Consider the following 17,263-nt stretch of genomic DNA (forward strand, 5'->3'; position numbering starts at 1 on the left):
CGGGCGCGCGGCGGGGTTGGATCCGCGGTCGCCGCCGCGGGGCGCGACAAGCCACGACGGCCCGCGGCCGCCGACGCGCCCGCCTCCCTACGACACCCGAGCGAACGGGCCGGCTACTCGGCCGCCCCGTACAGCCGGTCCCCCGCGTCCCCCAGCCCCGGCACGATGTACCCCTGCTCGTTGAGGTGGTCGTCCACGGCCGCCGTCACGACCGTGACCGGCGTTCCCGCCAGCTCCCGTTCCATCAGTTCGACGCCCTCGGGCGCGGCCAGCAGGACGACCGCCGTCACGTCGTCCGCGCCGCGCCTGATGAGCTCGCGGATCGCCGCCACCAGCGTGCCGCCCGTGGCCAGCATCGGGTCCAGGACGTACACCTGACGCCCGGAGAGGTCCTCCGGCATCCGCGAGGCGTACGTCGACGCCTGCAGCGTCTCCTCGTTGCGGATCATGCCCAGGAAGCCGACCTCGGCGGTCGGCAGCAGCCGGACCATGCCGTCCAGCATGCCGAGCCCGGCCCGCAGGATCGGCACCACCAGCGGGCGCGGCCGGGCGAGCTTGACGCCGGTCGTGGCGGCCACCGGGGTCTGGATGTCGACGGCCTCGGTCCGCACGTCCCGCGTCGCCTCGTAGGCGAGCAGGGTGACCAGTTCGTCGGCGAGCCGCCGGAACGTCGCGGAGTCGGTGCGCTGGTCGCGCAGCGTGGTGAGCTTGTGAGCGACCAGGGGGTGGTCGACGACGTGGAGACGCATGTCCACAACAGTAACCGCGCCCCAAGCCCGCCTCGTGCAGGCCCGCGCAGGCGCACCCTGGCATCAAACCCCCCGTCCGGGGGAAAGTGGAGGTGTCGGACTGGGGTGGTGTGACGTGCCTGAACTGCCAGGGCCGCCTGAGCGGCCCGACCGCGCCTACGGCGCGCCCGAGGGCGAGACGGAGTCCGAGCGGCGGCGCCGCCGGGCCCGGTTCCTGCGCGAGCTCGCCGAGGCGCGGGCGCTGCGTGACCGGGTCCAGCCCCGCCGCGCCAAGACGGCCCGGCTGCGGCACGCGATGCGTATGCGGACGTTCCGCTGGTAGGACCGGCAGGACCGGTTGGGAATCGCCAAGGCCCACCGGCCCCGCGCCAGGAATCGGCGGGAATCGCCAGGAGTCGCCAGGACGCGGCGACACTCGGCGACACTCGGCAAGAGTCGTGAAGCCGATCCTTCGGTAAAGATCCACTGCTGGTGGCGCGTTGCGGTCCGTCACGGGGAAGGCCGTGCGTGGGCCGCGGGAAAACCCGCGTACGATCCGCAGGTGGCGGCAACGAGTGCGCTGGTGACTGCGTTGACGGACGCGCGGACGCCTCTTTGCATACGTGCGATCAAAACTGCCAGACACAGGGAGCCGAAGACGTCCCCTGAACGCCTTGTTTCTGCCACGATTCCGAGTGGGCGGGGCTCGGAGCACAGCTCTCCCCGCCCAGAACCTCCGCCGGGGGGACCCCCAACCGGCACGCCTATGACCAGTGGGAGAGTCACGGTGTACTTCGCCGCACTGCTCGCGCGCACCGAAGACGGGTGGGAAGCGAGCGACACAGAACTCGACGACGTGGAGACCCTGTCGGACCTGGCCGACCTGGCCCGGGAATCGGCCTCGGAGGCCGACGACACGGTGCTCGTCTTCATCGAGCAGGAAGACGCGTGGTTCGGCGTCGTCCGCGTCGACGGAGAGGAGGACCCCCGGGTCTTCGTCTCCAACGCAGCCGCCGCCGCCCGCAGCTCGTACGGTGAGCTCCTGCTCACCGACGAACTGCTCGGAAGGGAGCCCAAGGCCGCCGCCGACGACCTGGACGCCCTCGACCTCGACGGCACCGAGGACGGTGAGCCCGATGCCGAGGAGGACGACGACGCGGACGGTTCCGCCGTGCCGGCCGGCCCGGTCGGGGACGCCGCGATCCTGGACGACCTGGGCGTGAGCGCGAAGGAGCTGCTGTCCCTGGACGAGGACGCGCTCAACGAGATCGCCGACGCCCTGGGCGCCTCCGACGTCCTGGAGACCGTCCGCTGACCTTCCACGAGGCACCCGGGTCCCCCGACCCGGTACGCGACCGCTGGCGGGCCGCGATGCGGCTCGCCCTGGACGAGGCCGGCCAGGCCGTCCGGGGCGGGGACGTCCCCGTCGGCGCCGTCGTGCTGTCCCCGGACGGTACGACGGTCCTCGCGGCCGGGCACAACGAACGCGAGGCCACCGGCGACCCCACCGCGCACGCCGAGGTCCTCGCGCTGCGCCGGGCCGCCGCCGCGCTGGGGCAGTGGCGGCTCACCGGCTGCACGCTGGTCGTCACGCTGGAGCCCTGCACGATGTGCGCCGGCGCCCTGGTCCAGTCCCGGGTGGACCGGGTGGTCTACGGCGCCCGCGACGAGAAGGCCGGAGCCGCCGGGTCCCTCTGGGACGTCGTCCGCGACCGGCGCCTGAACCACCGTCCCGAGGTCGTCGAGGGCGTCCTGGCGGCCGAGTCCGCCCGTCTCCTCACGGACTTCTTCCGCACCCGCTGACGCGCCCTCGACGGCCCCTGAATACCGATTTCGGAGCGCGGCCTCCTGTGCTGTAAGGTCTCCCTCGGTAGCGTGTCCGAGCGGCCGAAGGAGCTCGCCTCGAAAGCGAGTGTGGCGCAAGTCACCGAGGGTTCAAATCCCTCCGCTACCGCTGTCACACGAAGGGCGGCTCCGCATCGGAGCCGCCCTTCGTGCGGTCAGGGCCGGGAGACCAGGTGCTCGGGGCGCTTGCCCGCGTAGTTCCAGACGAGGGCCCCGAAGACCGGGGCGTGCAGCAGGAACAGCAGCCAGAGCCACTTCGGGACGTACCTGACCCGCTCCGCCGGTGTGCGGACACAGTCGAGCGCTGCCGCCACGACGAACATGATCAGCAGGGTGACGAGGCCGAAGGCCATCGCTGTCATCAGCATCCGCGTTCTCCCTCTCGACTCCGGCTGCGCCGGGTTCGCGTTCGTTGCCTCGGCCCTTCATCGGACCGGACCCCGCGAGCGGTTCACGCTCCGGAGATCCGGCGATGCGGAGATCCAGAGACCCGGCGATGCGGAGACCCAGCGGGTCGGAGATCCGACGAGATCCGGCGGTGCGAAGTTCGGAGATTCGGAGATTCGGAGAAAAAAACCCGGCATCCAACGTGCCGTTGGTCATACAAAACGATCGGAGGGTTACACTCGCGCCCGGCAACCGGGGGAACGGACAGGGGAGAGGCCAGGTGGCGGTGAACGCCAAGAAGATCGCCGTCTACGTGCTCGTGATCTTCGCGCTCTACGTGATCATCACGGACCCGCCCAAGGCGGCGGACTGGGTCCAGATAGTCTTCCAGGGCATATCGGACGCCGCGAAGTCCGTCGGGAACTTCTTCACCTGGCTGGCGGACGGGGCGAAGTAGACGCACTGGGAGTGCCCCATGATCCGCCACCTGGTCCTCTTCAAGCTCAACGAAGGCGTCGAGCGCGACGATCCGCGGGTCGTCGCGGGCGCGGCGGCCTTCTTCGCCCTCGGCGACCGGATCGGGGAGCTGCGCTTCTGGGAGTGCGGCTGGAACGTCAGCGACCGCCCCATCGCGCACGACTTCGCGATCAACTCGGCGGTGGACGACCTGGACGCGCTCAAGCGGTACGTGGAGCACCCCGACCACCAGGCTGCCGCCGCGATGTGGCGGGAGTTCGCCACCTGGGTGATCGCGGACTACGAATTCTGAGCCGTACGGACGCCTCCCCAACCTGAGCCCCTCGCCTGCGACGGCGGGGGGTTTTGCTGTGTCTTATGCCCCAACTTGCCAGTATTAATACCCAACACGACGTTATCAGGTGCTTGCGCACAGTGCACATGTCTTGTGATGCTATGACCGCTTTTGACGGATGATTGACCGATGAAGAGGTGGCGTTGACCGTGTCGGCCAGTTCTGCGCCGCCCCAGGAAGAGGCGCCCGCCTCCACCCAGACTCCCGCCCAAGCCGCCGCCCCCGCCCCGGAGAAGCGGCGGGGTGCCGACACCCGGGCGCTGACCCAGGTGCTCTTCGGCCAGCTCAAGGAGCTCAAGCCGGGCACGCCGGAGCACAACCGCGTGCGTTCGGCGCTCATCGAGGCGAACCTCCCGCTCGTACGCTACGCGGCCGCCCGCTTCCGCTCCCGCAACGAGCCCATGGAGGACGTCGTCCAGGTCGGCACCATCGGCCTCATCAACGCCATCGACCGCTTCGACCCGGACCGGGGCGTGCAGTTCCCGACCTTCGCCATGCCGACCGTCGTCGGCGAGATCAAGCGCTACTTCCGGGACAACGTCCGCACCGTGCACGTACCGCGCCGCCTGCACGAGCTGTGGGTCCAGGTCAACAGCGCGACCGAGGACCTGACGACCGCCTTCGGCCGCTCCCCCTCCACCGCCGAGATCGCCGAGCGGCTGCGGATCAGCGAGGAGGAGGTGCTCTCCTGCATCGAGGCCGGCCGGTCGTACCACGCGACCTCCCTGGAGGCCGCCCAGGAGGGCGACGGGCTGCCGGGCCTCCTCGACCGCATCGGCTACGAGGACCCGGCCCTGGACGGCGTGGAACACCGCGACCTGGTCCGCCACCTGCTCGTCCAACTCCCCGAGCGGGAGCAGCGGATCCTCCTGCTGCGCTACTACAGCAACCTCACCCAGTCCCAGATCAGCGCGGAGCTCGGCGTCTCCCAGATGCACGTCTCCCGCCTCCTCGCCCGCAGCTTCCAGCGCCTGCGCTCGGCGAACCGCATCGAGGCGTAGGGCCGGTCCGGCGGGCTCGTTACCGGTCCGAGACCCGCTCCGGGTGACTTGGTACGACCGTAACCGCAAACAGGATCGAGCCATCACCAGTAAGAGCGAATCGCTCACCTGCGCACTTTCCGACAGTTGAGGGGCGAAAAAGCGTCAGACCCTCTTCATCCAGGGCGGATTCACGTTTCACATGTCGACATGTCACTACAGCGTGTTGCCGACATGTGACATTCTGCCGGAAGCGCGTTTGCCGGGCCTCCGGCTCCGGTATTCAGGTGAAGGCATCGTTCCTCCAGGGAACGCCGCCGCGACCGTCCCGCGACCCAAAGGGGGTGGCATGTCCGCAGACCAGGGCAGCTCGAAGGTGCTCACGCCCACGAAGAGCGAGGCAGCGCCCAAGGAGCTCGACGCCATCGACGTGCTCGACAGCATCGATGGCGCCATCGACGGCGCTCCGGCGCTGGAGGCCCCTCCGACCCCGGAACTCCCGGTGGCCCCGGAGATCATCGACACCCGCACCCTGTCCCGCTCCCTGTTCCTGCGCCTTGCCGCACTCGAAGAGGACAGCCCCGAGCGCGCCTATGTCCGGGACACCCTGATCGAGCTCAACCTCCCCCTCGTGCGCTACGCGGCGGCCCGCTTCCGCAGCCGCAACGAGCCGATGGAGGACATCGTCCAGGTCGGCACCATCGGCCTGATCAAGGCGATCGACCGCTTCGACTGCGAACGGGGCGTGGAGTTCCCGACGTTCGCGATGCCGACGGTCGTGGGCGAGATCAAGCGCTTCTTCCGCGACACCTCGTGGTCGGTGCGCGTGCCGCGCCGTCTGCAGGAGCTGCGCCTGGCCCTCACCAAGGCCAGCGACGACCTCTCCCAGAAGCTGGACCGCTCGCCGACGGTGACGGAGCTCGCGGCCGTCCTGGGCGTCTCCGAGGAGGACGTGGTCGACGGCCTCGCCGTGGGCAACGCGTACACCGCTTCCTCCCTCGACTCCCCGGCCCCCGAGGACGACGGCGGCGAGGGTTCCCTGGCCGACCGCCTCGGCTACGAGGACACCGCCCTGGAGGGCGTCGAGTACCGCGAGTCGCTCAAGCCGCTCCTCGCCAAGCTCCCGCCGCGCGAGCGCCGGATCATCATGCTCCGCTTCTTCGCGAACATGACCCAGTCCCAGATCGGCGAGGAGGTCGGCATCTCCCAGATGCACGTCTCCCGCCTGCTGACCCGTACCCTGGCCCAGCTCCGCGAGGGCCTGATCTCGGACTGAAGTCACGCCCGCCGCTTCCTTCCTGACGGTGCGTCAGCCACACTGGCGCGATGCTTCTCCGTAGGGCTGCGAGGACCGCGAGGACTCCGAGGACATTGGGGGCGCTGGGGGCGTTGGAGACACCGAGGCCTCCGGGTGGCCGCCGAGGCGCCGTCATGGCAGCGTCGGCGGCCGCCGTCTGCCTGGCCTCGGCGCTCACGGCATGCGGCGGGGCCGGTGACGGCGGCTTCACGGCGGTGGGGGCGGCGGGCGGCCCGGCACGGACGCCGGCGGCGCGGCCGACGGGATCGGTGACGCTGGTCCCGCTGGACGGGGCGAAGCCGACCCGAGGCCGGCCGGCGACGACCGCGCCTTCCGGGCCGGCCGGGCCGAGCGGCACAGCCGACTCCGCTTACGGCCCGGCGGCCTCGTCCCGACCGGCCGCGCCCGCCATGCCCTCCGCGTCCTCCGCGCCCCACCGCAACGGCACCCAGCCGGCGGCCTCCGGCCCGGCGGTGCCGAACTCACCGCGGCCCGGCGCCTCTTCGGCCTCCCCCGCACCCGCCGCGCTCACCTGGAGCACCCCCACCCGCGAGGCCACGGACCAGCGGTGGTGCGAGAAGGCGACCGTCACCTTCGTCAACTCCGGTGGTACGGCGGTCCGTTCCGGCACGGTCACGCTCGGCACGCACATCATCGACCTGCTCGGCATCGACTGGTCGACGATCAAGTCGACCGAGCCCCTGCCGGCGCCGATCGCGCCCCACTCCCGAACGAGCAGGACGTGGACCGTCTGCGTGGACGACTGGCGCGTCCCCCTGGGCATGCACATCGAGACCCGGGTCGCGGCCGTCGACTGGAGCTGAGCACGGCCGTCGACTGGAGCTGAGTACGACGAAAGCCCGGGGCGCGCGGCCCCGGGTCCTCTTCGTCGCACCGTCGGCGCGGCCGCCGCGTTACATGAGCGCGAGCCAGGCCACCGCCGCCACCACGACCACCACGGCGACGATGCCGAGGATCAGGCCGAGGCGGGGGCCGGAGGAGGAGGAGTACGTGGTCGCGGTCTGCTGGGAAGTCTGCGGGGCCTCGTCGACGAACGCGCGGAACATCTGGGTGCTGCCGGCGGGGTCGTAGTTGCCCTGGGGGCCCTCGGTGTTAGCCATGGCCCGAGACACTAGCGAATCCGCGAGTGCGGCCCAAGTGGGGGGCCTCCCGTAGGTGCGACCGACCCCACCTGCGCGTTTACGATCGCAATACTTCCCTTTGCCAAGTTTTTGTGCCCGCCCTCCATCGATTTATTTGCCTGCGGCAACCAAGCAGTTCTATGGTTGCCCCAAGCAACAAATACGGTCGTGAGGAGGTGTGGGTGATGGCGGAGCAGGCCCAGTTCGAGGAGCTGGCGCGTCAGCTCACCGCCGTCGGAGCCGTGAAGCGGGACCTGGGGCGCATTCTGCCGCCCGAGTGCCCCACCGGCTCGGCGGCGGTGCTGACGCTGCTCGGCCGCCACGGCTCCATGCGCATGAGCAAGCTCGCGGAGCTGCTCGCCGTGGACATGTCGGTGACCAGCCGGCACGTGGCGCACGTCGCCGAACGCGGCTGGATCGAGCGCTCCCCCGACCCGGCGGACAAGCGGTCCCGCATCCTGCACCTCACCCCCGCGGGCGAGGCGACCCTCGCGGAACTGTCCCGGCGCAGCACCGAACTGCTCGCCGAGCGGCTGGGCGACTGGAGCGACGAGGAGGTCGACCAGCTGATCAGGCTGATGACCCGGCTCCGCGCCAGCTTCGGGGACTGCCGGGCCGCGGCCCCGCACCCCCGGCCGGCCGCCGGCACCGCCCCCGCCCCGGGCACCGCGAAGCCCCCGGCCAAGGCCATGGCCGCGGTCGCCCCCGGCGCCCGCGCCCCCACGCCCGTACGCGACGTACTCGAACCGACCAGCACCCGTACACCCGCATAAGACGCAGAAAAGGAAGCCCATGGCAACGACCACACCAGCCGGTGTGCGGGCTCACGCCAAGCACGGGGGAGGCAGCTCCGTCGAGCAGACCCCGATGTCCCACCGGCAGATCATGGAGGCCATCTCCGGCCTGCTGCTCGGCATGTTCGTGGCGATCCTGTCCTCCACGATCGTCACCAACGCCCTGCCGCACATCATCACCGACCTGGGCGGCGGCCAGTCCGCCTACACCTGGGTCGTCACCGCCTCCCTGCTGGCCATGACCGCGACGACCCCGCTGTGGGGCAAGCTCGCGGACCTGTACAGCAAGAAGATCCTTGTGCAGATAGCCCTGGTCGTCTACGTCCTGGGCTCCGCCGCCGCCGGTCTGTCGCAGAACGCCGGCATGCTGATCGCCTGCCGTGTCGTCCAGGGCATCGGCGTGGGCGGTCTGTCGGCGCTCGCCCAGATCGTCATGGCCGCGATGATCTCGCCGCGGGAGCGCGGCCGTTACTCCGGCTACCTCGGCGCCACCTTCGCGGTCGCCACCGTCGGCGGCCCGCTGCTCGGCGGTGTCATCACCGACACCTCGTGGCTGGGCTGGCGCTGGTGCTTCTACGTCGGCGTCCCGTTCGCCGTCGTCGCGCTGATCGTGCTGCAGAAGACCCTGCACCTGCCCGTCGTGAAGCGGGACGTCAAGGTCGACTGGGCCGGCGCGTCCTTCGTCGCCGCCGCCGTCTCACTACTGCTGGTCTGGGTCACCTTCGCGGGTGACAAGTACGACTGGATCTCCTGGCAGACGTACGCGATGGTCGGCGGTTCGGTCGCCCTCGGCCTGATCTTCGTCCTGGTCGAGTCGAAGGCCAAGGAGCCGATCATCCCGCTGCGGCTGTTCCGCAACCGCACCATCACCCTGGCCTCGCTGGCCTCCCTGTTCGTCGGTGTCGCGATGTTCACCGGCACGGTGTTCTTCAGCCAGTACTTCCAGCTGGCCCGCGACAAGTCCCCGACGATGTCCGGTGTGATGACGATCCCGATGATCGGCGGTCTGTTCGTCTCCTCCACCGTCTCGGGCCAGTTCATCACCCGTACCGGCCGCTGGAAGGCGTGGCTGGTCAGCGGTGGCGTGCTGGTGACGGCCGGCCTGGGCCTGCTCGGGACCATCCGCTACGACACGGCGTACTGGAAGATGTCGATCTCCATGGCGCTGCTGGGTCTCGGCATCGGCATGATGATGCAGAACCTGGTGCTGTGCACGCAGAACCAGGTCGCGCCCTCCGACCTCGGCTCGGCGAGCTCCACGGTCACCTTCTTCCGGTCCCTGGGCGGTGCGGTCGGCGTCTCGGCGCTGGGCGCGGTGATGGCCCACCGGATCACGCACTACGTGACCGAGGGCGCCGCCGCCCTCTCCCCCAAGTACCAGGCCGCCCTGGCCGGTTCCAGCTCGTCCAGCGACAGCCTCCCGGACCTGGGCAAGCTGCCGGCCCCACTGCGCACCCTCATGGAGAGCGCCTACGGCCACGGCATCGCCGACGTCTTCCTGATCGCCGGCGGCCTCGCGGCCCTCGCGTTCCTGATCAGCCTGTTCATCAAGGAGGTCCCGCTGAGGACGAAGGGCGGGCTCGCCCAGGCCGCCGAGGCGGAGAACGCGGGAAGCCCGGAGACGGTCCCTGCCGCTGCCGCTGCCGCCGTCGCCGCTCCGGCCGGGGAGCAGCAGGTCCCCAGCTGGGCCGCCCCGGTCGTGAACAGCGCCGCGCAGGCCGCGGCCGTGCCGGAAGCCACCCGGCAGCTCGCCGCCGTGGCCACCATCGCCGCCCCCGAGCAGTCGGCGGGCTCCGGCGGCACCCCGGTGCACGGCTTCGTACGCGGTGCCGAGAGCGCCCCGGTCGCGCAGGCCGCGGTCACCCTCATCTCGCTGTCCGGCCGCCAGCTGGGCCGCGCGGTCGCGGGCTACGACGGTTCCTACCGGCTGGACGCGCCCGGTGCGGGCTCCTACGTCCTGATCGCCGCCGCCGACGGCTACCAGCCGCAGGCCTCCACGATCGTGGTGGGCGACGAGCCGGTGCCGTACGACATCCTGCTCAGCGGTACCAGCGGTCTCAGCGGTGTGGTCCGCGGCGCCGGCAGCGCGCTCCCGGTCAAGGACGCGATGGTCATCGTCACCGACGTGCGCGGCGACCTGCTGGCCACCGCGGCCACCGGTGAGCAGGGCGACTTCCGCTTCGGCGAGCTGGTGCCGGGCGCCGTCACGGTCGCGGTGAACGCGGCCGGCTACCGGCCCCGCGCCGTGCCGGTCGAGATCGGCGGCACCGGCGTCACCCGGATCGAGGTCGACCTGGACGCCGGCGCCCGGCTCCAGGGTGTCGTACGGGCCCCGCACGGACCGCTGGCCGACGCCCGCGTGACCCTCGTGGACGCGGCGGGCAACGTGGTCGGCACGGCCACCACCGGCGTGGACGGCGCGTACGCCTTCGCCGACCTGGACGGCGGGGACTACACCGTGATCGCGACGGGCTACCCGCCGGTCGCCACGGCCCTGCACGTCACCGGTGCCGGTGCCGACGGCCACGACATCGAGCTCTCCCACCCGGGCGAGTAGTTCGCACTCCGGCCCGTGGCGGGCGCGCCCACAAGGAGGCGCCCGCCACGGGCCGGCCCCATGAGACCGATTTGTAATCGTTTGAGTGTTCGCAGGGAGAAACGGGATGGGACTGACCGCGAGGATCCGCACCCGGGACGGATGGGCCGTGTCGCACGCGGTCGTCACGGTGACCGACATGACCGGTACACAGGTGCTGCGCGCCGAGGCCGACGGCGAAGGCACGGTGCGCGACCCGAATCCGCTCGCGCCCGGCGCGTACACCGTCATCATCACGGCCGTGGGCTACGCGCCCACCGCCTCCAGCGCCATCGTGACCGCGAGCGGCCGCGCCGAGGTCGGCACGGTGACGCTGGCCCGGCAGGGCGGCACCGAACTGCCCCCGCCGGGCCCGTGGACGGTGGACCCCGCGCACTCCACCGTGGGCGCGGTGGCCCAGCACCTGGGCATCTCCAGCGTCCGCGGCCGTTTCACGGACTTCTCCGCCGGCATCGAGATCGCCCCCGACGACGTCACCAAGTCCCGCGTCCAGGCGGTCATCCGTGCCGCCTCCATCGACACCGGCAACGGCATGCGCGACACCCACCTGCGCTCCGCCGACTTCCTGGACGTCGAACGCCACCCCGAGATCACCTACACCTCGACGGCCCTGACGGCGGCCGGCTCCGACCGCTGGACGGTCCACGGCGAACTCTCCCTGCACGGCGTCGTACGACCGGTCGACCTCGCCCTCGTCTACCTCGGCACCGGCGCCGACCCGTGGGGCGGCACGCGTGCCGCGTTCCGCGCGACGGCGGAGCTGCACCGCGAGGACTTCGCCATGAACTACAACCAGGTCGTGCAGGCGGGCATCGCCGCGATCGGTACGACGCTGAAGGTGGAGCTGGAGATCCAGGCGGTGCAGGGGGAGTCGCTGCCGCAGGCCTAGTCACGGCCGGGGCCGGCCCGACCCGCCCGCCCGTCGCCGTACACCCCCCGGGATGTGCGCGCGACACCGCGATGAACTCGTGGATCAGGGTCCGTGACGCCTCCCGGGCCGGGGCCGGTTCCGCACGCGAGCAGGCACCGGCCGGGCGCCCCGCCGACTGGAGGGCGCGCCGCCCAGCGCGTCGAACTCCGCGGAGTGCGTCAGCGGCTCGGACCGGAACATCGCCTCCATGGCCGCGGCCCTCAGCCGCTGGGCCTCCCGGCGCAGTTCACGGAGCGACTCCTTCTCGACCGTGCGGCCGTCGTCGGCGAGGCACGCCGGGCCCCCGTCGTCCGCGGCTTGTCCCACGCCACGAGCGTGAAGGTGCGCACGGCAGTGGCAGGCTGAGCGGCCCCCGCGGCCCTAGGCTGGCGCCATGGCACCGAACATCGCGACGAACACCGCCGTCTCCCTCGACGAACTGCTGGACTTCGTACGACCGCGCCACCGCGCGATCCTGCTCACCCGACGCGCCGACGGAAGCCCACAGGGGTCGCCGCTGACCTGCGGGGTCGACGACTCCGGGCGCATTGTCGTCTCCACGTACCCGGAGCGGGCGAAGACGCGGAACGCGAAGCGGGACGAGCGGGTGAGCGTGATCGTCCTGAGCGACGACTGGAACGGGCCGTGGGTGCAGGTGGACGGACGGGCCGAGGTTCTCGACACACCGGAGTCGGTGGAACCGCTGGTGGAGTACTACCGGAACATCGCGGGGGAGCACCCGGACTGGGACGAGTACCGGGCGGCGATGGTGAGGCAGGGGAAGTCGATCATCCGGGTGACGCCGGAGAAGTGGGGGCCGGTGGCCACAGGGGGCTTTCCCGCGCGGTTGGCTTCGCCTGAGGCCTGAGGGCTGAGGCCTCAGCGCCGCGCCCCTAAGCCGGTCGGCTCACCTTCGCCTCAATGCCGGCGATCAGCAGGTCCAGGGCGAAAGCGAAGTCCCTGTCCAGCATTTCGGCGACGGTGTCGCCGCCCCTCGCCGCCATGAGGTCTTTCGACTCCTCGACGATGGCGGCCGTTGCCGGGGCATCGGTCACCGCGTTCATCGCGGTGCTGAAGTACTCGTCCTGGGTCATGCCGGCCGCTGTCACGCGCTCGGCGAAGTGGCCCTCCATCGTGCCGTAGCCGTAGACGAACTGGAAGACGGCCGAGATCGCGCCGGTCACGCCGTACGCGGGCAGACCGGCGCGGCGGACCACCTGCTGGACCACCCGGGAGAAGGCGAGCGAGTGGGGGCCGATGTTGAGGTAGCGGCCGGCCAGCGGGGAGAGCCAGGGGTGACGGACCAGCAGGGCGCGGTACTCCGTGGCCAGCGCCCGCAGTCGCTCCCGCCAGTCACCGGCGTCGGCATCGGGCAGACGCAGCTCGCCGAAGGCCGCGTCGAGGGCGAGTTCGAGCAGGTCGTCCTTGGTGTCGACGTACCAGTACAGGGACATGGCGGTCACCTTGAGCTCGGCCGCCAGCCGCCGCATGGAGAACTTGTCGAGTCCGTCGGAGTCGAGGAGCCCGACCGTGGCGGAGGTGATCCGGGCCCGGTCAAGACCGGATGGCTGACCGCCGCGACCGCCGCCCCGGGGCTTCTCCTCAAGCCACACACTGGCCCGCGCCATCGCGACACCCTCCTCCACGACCACTTCTCAAGATGCTAAGGCTCCAACGCCCCGTCAGGGCGCGGGACCGTGTCTGACATGCGGATACCATCGCGTGGGCGCGACCAGCCCCAACCAGCCCGCCCTCGCCGACGGACAAGCGCCCCTCCCCCTCGGGCGGCATTCTCCTCCGCCCTCCCGAGAAGCCCCGCGGCCACGACCCCGGCCACGCCCCGGCCACGACAGCCGCGGCGGCCCCAGCTCCCCGGCGGTCTCTCGCGGGCGTACGGCGAAGGGCGGTGACCGAAGCCACCGCCCTTGCGCCGCTCAGGAGTCCGTCAGCTGCCGCTCGCCTTCTGTGTGAGGTCGTAGAAGGTGGACGAACCCACCGTCACCTTCTTGAAGTTCTTCTCGACCCAGGAGGTGATCTGCGAGGCCGTGCCGCTGCTGCTGCCGCGCATCATGCCGCCGCCGGTGCCGGAGGAGATGAAGTAGTGGATCTTGCCGTCCGCCACGTACTTCTCGAACTGGGCGAGCGTCGGGGACGGGTCGGTGCCGTTGAAGCCGCCGATCGCCATCACCGCGTCGCCGGTGGAGAGCTGGTAGCTCGCCGCGTTCTGGGCGCCGACGGCCGCGGCGACCCAGGTGTACTGGGAGGAGTTCTTCTGCAGCAGGGCCTTGGCTGCGGAGGAGACGGTCGCGCCGTTCAGCAGGCCGCCGACGCCACCGCCGCCGCGCATGCCGCCGGCCGCACCACCGCCCGTGCCGCCGCCGGGGAACCCGCCGGTGCCGTTCTGGGTGGTGCCGTTGCCGTTCTGCTGGTTCTGGCCGAAGCCGCCGGCCGCACCACCGCCCGTGCCGCCGCCGGGGAAGCCGCCGGTACCGTTCTGGCCCTGCCCCTGGCCCTGCCCCTGCGGGGTGCCGTTGCCGCCCTGCTGGTTCTGGCCGAAGCCGCCGGCCGCACCACCGCCCCGGCCGCCGCCGAAGCCGCCCCGGCCGCCGCCGGGACCGCCACCGCCGCCGAAGCCCATCGTGCTGGCGCCAGCCGGACCGGCTGTCGGGATGGAGCCGGTGTGCGCGGAGTTCACCGTGCTGAGGGTGTAGGCCGTCGGACCCGCCAGCGCGGCCACCAGGCCGGCCGCGGCGGCCCCGAGGGCCAGCCGGCGCGGGATCCGGCCCGCGAAGACCAGGCCGAGCGCGGCGGCCAGACCGCCGATCAGGACCAGGTACTTCAGCCAGGGCAGGTAGGCGGAGGTGCGGTCGAGGAGGACGTAACCCCAGACCGCGGCCGAGACCACGGCGGCGGCGAGGGTGATCGACGCCCACAGCTCGGCGCGTTTCTCCCACAGCAGACCCGCGCCCATGCCGACCACGGCGGCGATGTAGGGGGCCAGGGCGACCGTGTAGTACTGGTGGAAGATGCCCGCCATGTAGCTGAACACGATCATGGTCATCAGCAGCGAGCCGCCCCAGACCAGGAACGAGGCCCGGGTCACCGAGGTCCGCCGCAGCCTGCGGGTCGCCACCAGACCGGCGCCGAGGAGGATCAGCGCGGCCGGAATCAGCCAGGAGATCTGGCTGCCGATCTCGGAGTTGAACATCCGGTCCCAGCCGGTCTCGCCCCACTGGCCCGAGCCGGTGCCGCCGCCACCGCCGCCCACGCTGCCGGTCTCGTCGCCGCTGATGCGGCCGAGGCCGTTGTAGCCGAAGGTCAGTGACAGGAAGCTGTTGTCCTGGGAGCCGCCGATGTAGGGGCGGGACGAGGCCGGCCACAGTTCGACGATCGCCACCCACCAGCCGCCGGAGACCACCAGCGCGCCCGTGGCCAGCGCCAGTTGCCCGATCCGCTTCTTCAGCGTGTGCGGGCCGACGGCCGCGTACACGAACGCCAGCGCCGGCAGGATCAGGAACGCCTGGAGCGTCTTGGCGAGGAAGGCGAAGCCGATCGCCACGCCCGCCCACACCAGCCACCTGGTACGCCCGTCCTCGACGGCGCGGACCACGAAGTAGCAGGCCAGCGCCATCAGCAGGGCCAGCATGGCGTCCGGGTTGTTGAACCGGAACATCAGGGCCGCGACGGGGGTGAGTGCGAGCACGGCGCCCGCGATCAGTCCGGCCGCGGGGCTGAACCGGCGGCGCACGGAGGCGTAGACGACCGCGACCGTGCCGACCCCCATGAGGACCTCGGGGCCGAGGATCGTCCAGGAGTTCAGGCCGAAGATCCGGGCCGCGATCTCCATCGGCCACATGAACGCCGAAGGCTTGTCGACGGTGATCGCGTTGCCCGCGTCCAGCGAGCCGAAGAACATCGCCTTCCAGCTCTTGGTACCGGCCTGGACGGCGGCCGAGTAGAAGGAGTTGGAGTAGCCGTTGACGCTCAGGTTGGAGAAGTACAGCACCGCGGTGGCGACCAGCAGGCCGAGGAAGGCCGGGCGCGCCCAGCGCGGGTCCTCGGGGCGGCCGCGCCACAGTCTCCGTACGAAGGGCTGCTTCGGTTCACCCGGCTCGGGGACCGGCGGGGAGTCCTGGCCGATCCGTCCGTTCTGGCCGTCCGTGCCGTACGGCACGTGCTGGGGCTGCGGGGGATCCGTGGGCGGCGCGGTGGGAGGCGGCGCGGTCGGGGGCGGGCCCCACTGCGCGGGGTGGTCGGTGTTCGTACTCATCGGGTTTCCCCCGGGTCGCTGTCGTGGGGGCGCACCGGCTGCAACCGCATGGTGCTGTCCCTCCAGGTGCCGTCCGCGGCTTCACCGGCGCGGAACTGGGTGGTCGTGGTGCCGTTCTGGGCGTGCGGCTGGTGCGCCGGGCGCTGCGGGAGGGGGCCCTGCGGCTGGTACGGCTGCTGGTACGGCCGGAACCCGCCGGTCGGGTAGGTCGGGGACGACGGGTTGTGCGTCGCCACCACCGTCGACTCGTCCCCCGCGGCGCCGTCACGGTCCGGGAAGACCCAGGCGCGGAAGAGCAGGAAGCGCAGCACGGTCGCGGCGAGGTTGGCGGCAATCAGCACCGCCAGTTCGGTGGAGTGCGCGGGGTGGCTGCTCGCCGCGTTCAGGGCGGCGAGGGAACCACTGGTGAGCGCGAGACCGATACCGAAGACGACCAGGCCCTGCGCCTGGTGCCGGACCGCCCCGCCCCGGCCGCGCACTCCGAAGGTGAGGCGCCGGTTGGCGGCCGTGTTCGCCACCGCCGACACCAGCAGCGCGAGCGCGTTGGCGAGCTGCGAACCGGAGAACTCCCGGAAGACGCTGTAGAGGAGCAGGTAGAAGAGGGTCGACAGGCCGCCGACCACGCAGAACCCGACGAGCTGGCGGGCCAGGCCCTTGGGCACGTCCTGGATGTCGCGGTCGCGGGGGTCGTCGCCGAACGGGCGGGTGAGCCGGTCCAGCGGCAGCGACCCGGTGGTCAGCGCCTTGCCGACCCGCCACACGCCCTTCAGGTCGTCGGTCGCCGTCTTCACGATGTGCACGGTCGAGTCGGGGTCGTCGACCCAGTCGACGGGCACCTCGTGGATCCGGAGCCCGGCGCGCTCGGCGAGCACCAGCATCTCGGTGTCGAAGAACCAGCCGGTGTCCTCGACCAGGGGCAGCAGCACCTGTGCGACATCACGGCGGATCGCCTTGAAGCCGCACTGCGCGTCGGAGAAGCGGGCCTGCAGCGAGCCGCGCAGGATCAGGTTGTACGAGCGGCTGATGAACTCCCGCTTGGCGCCGCGCACCACGCGCGACGAGCGGGCCAGCCGGGAACCGATCGCCAGGTCGGAGTGGCCGGATATGAGCGGCGCCACCAGCGGCAGCAGCGCGTTCAGGTCGGTCGACAGGTCGACGTCCATGTACGCGAGGATCGGCGCGTCCGAGGCCGACCAGACGGTCCGCAGCGCGCGGCCGCGGCCCTTCTGCTCCAGCCGGAACGACTTCACCTCGGCGATCTCCGCCTCGAGCCGCCTCGCCACCTGGGGGGTGGTGTCCGTGGACGCGTTGTCCGCGACGGTGATGCGGTACGCGTACGGGAAGGTTTGCTTGAGGTGCTCATGCAGTCTGCGGACGCATGGGCCGAGGTCCTTCTCCTCGTTGTAGACGGGGATCACTACGTCCAGGACAGGCGTACCGGCGTTACCGGCCGGGAGGTGCTCCCGCGCCGGCAGGGTGCCGGGAGAAGAGTCGGTTCGCATG

General features: G+C 71.4%; 19 protein-coding genes and 1 tRNA gene. 13 read left to right on the plus strand and 7 right to left on the minus strand.

The annotated features are described in order from the left end of the window. Positions 1–113: 113 nt before the first annotated feature. Complete coding sequence (upp, locus tag LQ326_RS21565; RefSeq protein WP_093508193.1) at positions 114–749, minus strand: uracil phosphoribosyltransferase; 636 nt, start codon at positions 747–749, stop codon at positions 114–116. 124 nt (positions 750–873) lie between these two features. Between upp and LQ326_RS21570 the strand changes: the two genes are divergently transcribed. The 4 genes from LQ326_RS21570 to LQ326_RS21585 all read left to right on the plus strand — a co-directional run bounded on the left by LQ326_RS21570 (position 874) and on the right by LQ326_RS21585 (position 2,682). Beyond that, positions 874–1,071, plus strand: a complete 198-nt coding sequence (locus LQ326_RS21570; RefSeq protein WP_234539027.1) for a hypothetical protein — start codon at positions 874–876, stop codon at positions 1,069–1,071. A gap of 444 nt (positions 1,072–1,515) precedes the next feature. Next, a complete protein-coding gene (locus tag LQ326_RS21575; RefSeq protein ID WP_234539029.1) occupies positions 1,516–2,043 on the plus strand; it encodes a tRNA adenosine deaminase-associated protein in 528 nt (175 codons plus the stop codon). 56 nt (positions 2,044–2,099) lie between these two features. After that, the gene (tadA, locus tag LQ326_RS21580; protein ID WP_234538915.1) at positions 2,100–2,531 is read left to right on the plus strand and encodes a tRNA adenosine(34) deaminase TadA; all 432 of its coding nucleotides are present in this window, start codon (positions 2,100–2,102) and stop codon (positions 2,529–2,531) included. A 66-nt stretch (positions 2,532–2,597) separates the two neighbouring features. Beyond that, positions 2,598–2,682 (plus strand) — tRNA-Ser (locus tag LQ326_RS21585). A gap of 46 nt (positions 2,683–2,728) precedes the next feature. Here the strand turns inward: LQ326_RS21585 and LQ326_RS21590 are convergent. Next, a complete protein-coding gene (locus LQ326_RS21590; RefSeq protein ID WP_234538916.1) occupies positions 2,729–2,941 on the minus strand; it encodes a PLDc N-terminal domain-containing protein in 213 nt (70 codons plus the stop codon). Positions 2,942–3,240: 299 nt separating this feature from the next. Between LQ326_RS21590 and LQ326_RS21595 the strand changes: the two genes are divergently transcribed. The 5 genes from LQ326_RS21595 to LQ326_RS21615 all read left to right on the plus strand — a co-directional run bounded on the left by LQ326_RS21595 (position 3,241) and on the right by LQ326_RS21615 (position 6,872). Then, positions 3,241–3,417 (plus strand): hypothetical protein, encoded by a 177-nt coding sequence (locus tag LQ326_RS21595; protein WP_234538917.1) that lies wholly within the window; start codon positions 3,241–3,243, stop codon positions 3,415–3,417. An 18-nt stretch (positions 3,418–3,435) separates the two neighbouring features. Next, positions 3,436–3,729, plus strand: a complete 294-nt coding sequence (locus tag LQ326_RS21600; RefSeq protein WP_234538918.1) for a Dabb family protein — start codon at positions 3,436–3,438, stop codon at positions 3,727–3,729. Between the two features lie 185 nt (positions 3,730–3,914). Continuing rightward, positions 3,915–4,772: an RNA polymerase sigma factor SigF gene (locus tag LQ326_RS21605; RefSeq protein WP_234539031.1), complete on the plus strand. Its 858-nt coding sequence runs from the start codon at positions 3,915–3,917 to the stop codon at positions 4,770–4,772. A 328-nt stretch (positions 4,773–5,100) separates the two neighbouring features. Beyond that, positions 5,101–6,027 carry an RNA polymerase sigma factor SigF gene (locus tag LQ326_RS21610; RefSeq protein ID WP_234538919.1) on the plus strand — a complete coding sequence of 309 codons (927 nt, stop codon included), beginning with the start codon at positions 5,101–5,103 and terminating at the stop codon, positions 6,025–6,027. 155 nt (positions 6,028–6,182) lie between these two features. Beyond that, complete coding sequence (locus LQ326_RS21615; protein WP_234538921.1) at positions 6,183–6,872, plus strand: hypothetical protein; 690 nt, start codon at positions 6,183–6,185, stop codon at positions 6,870–6,872. A gap of 90 nt (positions 6,873–6,962) precedes the next feature. Here LQ326_RS21615 and LQ326_RS21620 read toward each other — a convergent pair whose 3' ends face one another. Continuing rightward, positions 6,963–7,169: a hypothetical protein gene (locus LQ326_RS21620; protein ID WP_234538923.1), complete on the minus strand. Its 207-nt coding sequence runs from the start codon at positions 7,167–7,169 to the stop codon at positions 6,963–6,965. Positions 7,170–7,375: 206 nt separating this feature from the next. Here LQ326_RS21620 and LQ326_RS21625 point away from each other — a divergent pair, with 206 nt between their 5' ends. The 3 genes from LQ326_RS21625 (at position 7,376) to LQ326_RS21635 (ending at position 11,469) form a co-directional block, all read left to right on the plus strand. After that, on the plus strand, positions 7,376–7,963 hold the full coding sequence (locus LQ326_RS21625) for a MarR family winged helix-turn-helix transcriptional regulator (protein ID WP_234538925.1): 588 nt from the start codon (positions 7,376–7,378) through the stop codon (positions 7,961–7,963). A gap of 94 nt (positions 7,964–8,057) precedes the next feature. After that, positions 8,058–10,541 carry an MFS transporter gene (locus LQ326_RS21630; RefSeq protein ID WP_491074089.1) on the plus strand — a complete coding sequence of 828 codons (2,484 nt, stop codon included), beginning with the start codon at positions 8,058–8,060 and terminating at the stop codon, positions 10,539–10,541. A gap of 106 nt (positions 10,542–10,647) precedes the next feature. Then, positions 10,648–11,469, plus strand: coding sequence for a YceI family protein (locus LQ326_RS21635; protein WP_234538929.1), 822 nt, complete (start codon positions 10,648–10,650; stop codon positions 11,467–11,469). 84 nt (positions 11,470–11,553) lie between these two features. Here LQ326_RS21635 and LQ326_RS21640 read toward each other — a convergent pair whose 3' ends face one another. Further along, positions 11,554–11,817: a hypothetical protein gene (locus LQ326_RS21640; protein ID WP_234538931.1), complete on the minus strand. Its 264-nt coding sequence runs from the start codon at positions 11,815–11,817 to the stop codon at positions 11,554–11,556. A gap of 67 nt (positions 11,818–11,884) precedes the next feature. On the opposite strand from LQ326_RS21640, the gene LQ326_RS21645 reads away from it, so the two are divergent. Continuing rightward, on the plus strand, positions 11,885–12,358 hold the full coding sequence (locus LQ326_RS21645; RefSeq protein ID WP_234538933.1) for a PPOX class F420-dependent oxidoreductase: 474 nt from the start codon (positions 11,885–11,887) through the stop codon (positions 12,356–12,358). 25 nt (positions 12,359–12,383) lie between these two features. Here the strand turns inward: LQ326_RS21645 and LQ326_RS21650 are convergent, their stop codons facing one another. The 3 genes from LQ326_RS21650 to LQ326_RS21660 all read right to left on the minus strand — a co-directional run bounded on the left by LQ326_RS21650 (position 12,384) and on the right by LQ326_RS21660 (position 17,262). Further along, positions 12,384–13,118: a TetR/AcrR family transcriptional regulator gene (locus tag LQ326_RS21650; protein WP_234538935.1), complete on the minus strand. Its 735-nt coding sequence runs from the start codon at positions 13,116–13,118 to the stop codon at positions 12,384–12,386. A gap of 317 nt (positions 13,119–13,435) precedes the next feature. Then, a complete protein-coding gene (locus tag LQ326_RS21655; protein ID WP_234538937.1) occupies positions 13,436–15,760 on the minus strand; it encodes a glycosyltransferase family 39 protein in 2,325 nt (774 codons plus the stop codon). Continuing rightward, a complete protein-coding gene (locus tag LQ326_RS21660) occupies positions 15,757–17,262 on the minus strand; it encodes a bifunctional glycosyltransferase family 2/GtrA family protein (RefSeq protein WP_234538938.1) in 1,506 nt (501 codons plus the stop codon). Before LQ326_RS21660 ends, LQ326_RS21655 begins: the two co-directional genes overlap by 4 nt. Position 17,263 lies beyond the last annotated feature (1 nt).

The sequence above is a fragment of the Streptomyces shenzhenensis genome, from assembly GCF_021462265.1.
GTDB classification, from domain to species: domain Bacteria; phylum Actinomycetota; class Actinomycetes; order Streptomycetales; family Streptomycetaceae; genus Streptomyces; species Streptomyces shenzhenensis.

Excerpts from the sequence above, each read along its gene's own strand:
- upp (WP_093508193.1), bottom strand. The coding sequence starts at position 749 with ATGCGTCTCCACGTCGTCGACCACCCCCTGGTCGCTCACAAGCTCACC.
- tadA (WP_234538915.1), top strand. The coding sequence starts at position 2,100 with ATGCGGCTCGCCCTGGACGAGGCCGGCCAGGCCGTCCGGGGCGGGGAC.
- LQ326_RS21590 (WP_234538916.1), bottom strand. The coding sequence starts at position 2,941 with ATGCTGATGACAGCGATGGCCTTCGGCCTCGTCACCCTGCTGATCATG.
- LQ326_RS21600 (WP_234538918.1), top strand. The coding sequence starts at position 3,436 with ATGATCCGCCACCTGGTCCTCTTCAAGCTCAACGAAGGCGTCGAGCGC.
- LQ326_RS21610 (WP_234538919.1), top strand. The coding sequence starts at position 5,101 with ATGTCCGCAGACCAGGGCAGCTCGAAGGTGCTCACGCCCACGAAGAGC.
- LQ326_RS21615 (WP_234538921.1), top strand. The coding sequence starts at position 6,183 with ATGGCAGCGTCGGCGGCCGCCGTCTGCCTGGCCTCGGCGCTCACGGCA.
- LQ326_RS21620 (WP_234538923.1), bottom strand. The coding sequence starts at position 7,169 with ATGGCTAACACCGAGGGCCCCCAGGGCAACTACGACCCCGCCGGCAGC.
- LQ326_RS21625 (WP_234538925.1), top strand. The coding sequence starts at position 7,376 with ATGGCGGAGCAGGCCCAGTTCGAGGAGCTGGCGCGTCAGCTCACCGCC.
- LQ326_RS21630 (WP_491074089.1), top strand. The coding sequence starts at position 8,058 with ATGTCCCACCGGCAGATCATGGAGGCCATCTCCGGCCTGCTGCTCGGC.
- LQ326_RS21635 (WP_234538929.1), top strand. The coding sequence starts at position 10,648 with ATGGGACTGACCGCGAGGATCCGCACCCGGGACGGATGGGCCGTGTCG.
- LQ326_RS21645 (WP_234538933.1), top strand. The coding sequence starts at position 11,885 with ATGGCACCGAACATCGCGACGAACACCGCCGTCTCCCTCGACGAACTG.
- LQ326_RS21650 (WP_234538935.1), bottom strand. The coding sequence starts at position 13,118 with ATGGCGCGGGCCAGTGTGTGGCTTGAGGAGAAGCCCCGGGGCGGCGGT.
- LQ326_RS21655 (WP_234538937.1), bottom strand. The coding sequence starts at position 15,760 with ATGAGTACGAACACCGACCACCCCGCGCAGTGGGGCCCGCCCCCGACC.
- LQ326_RS21660 (WP_234538938.1), bottom strand. The coding sequence starts at position 17,262 with ATGCGAACCGACTCTTCTCCCGGCACCCTGCCGGCGCGGGAGCACCTC.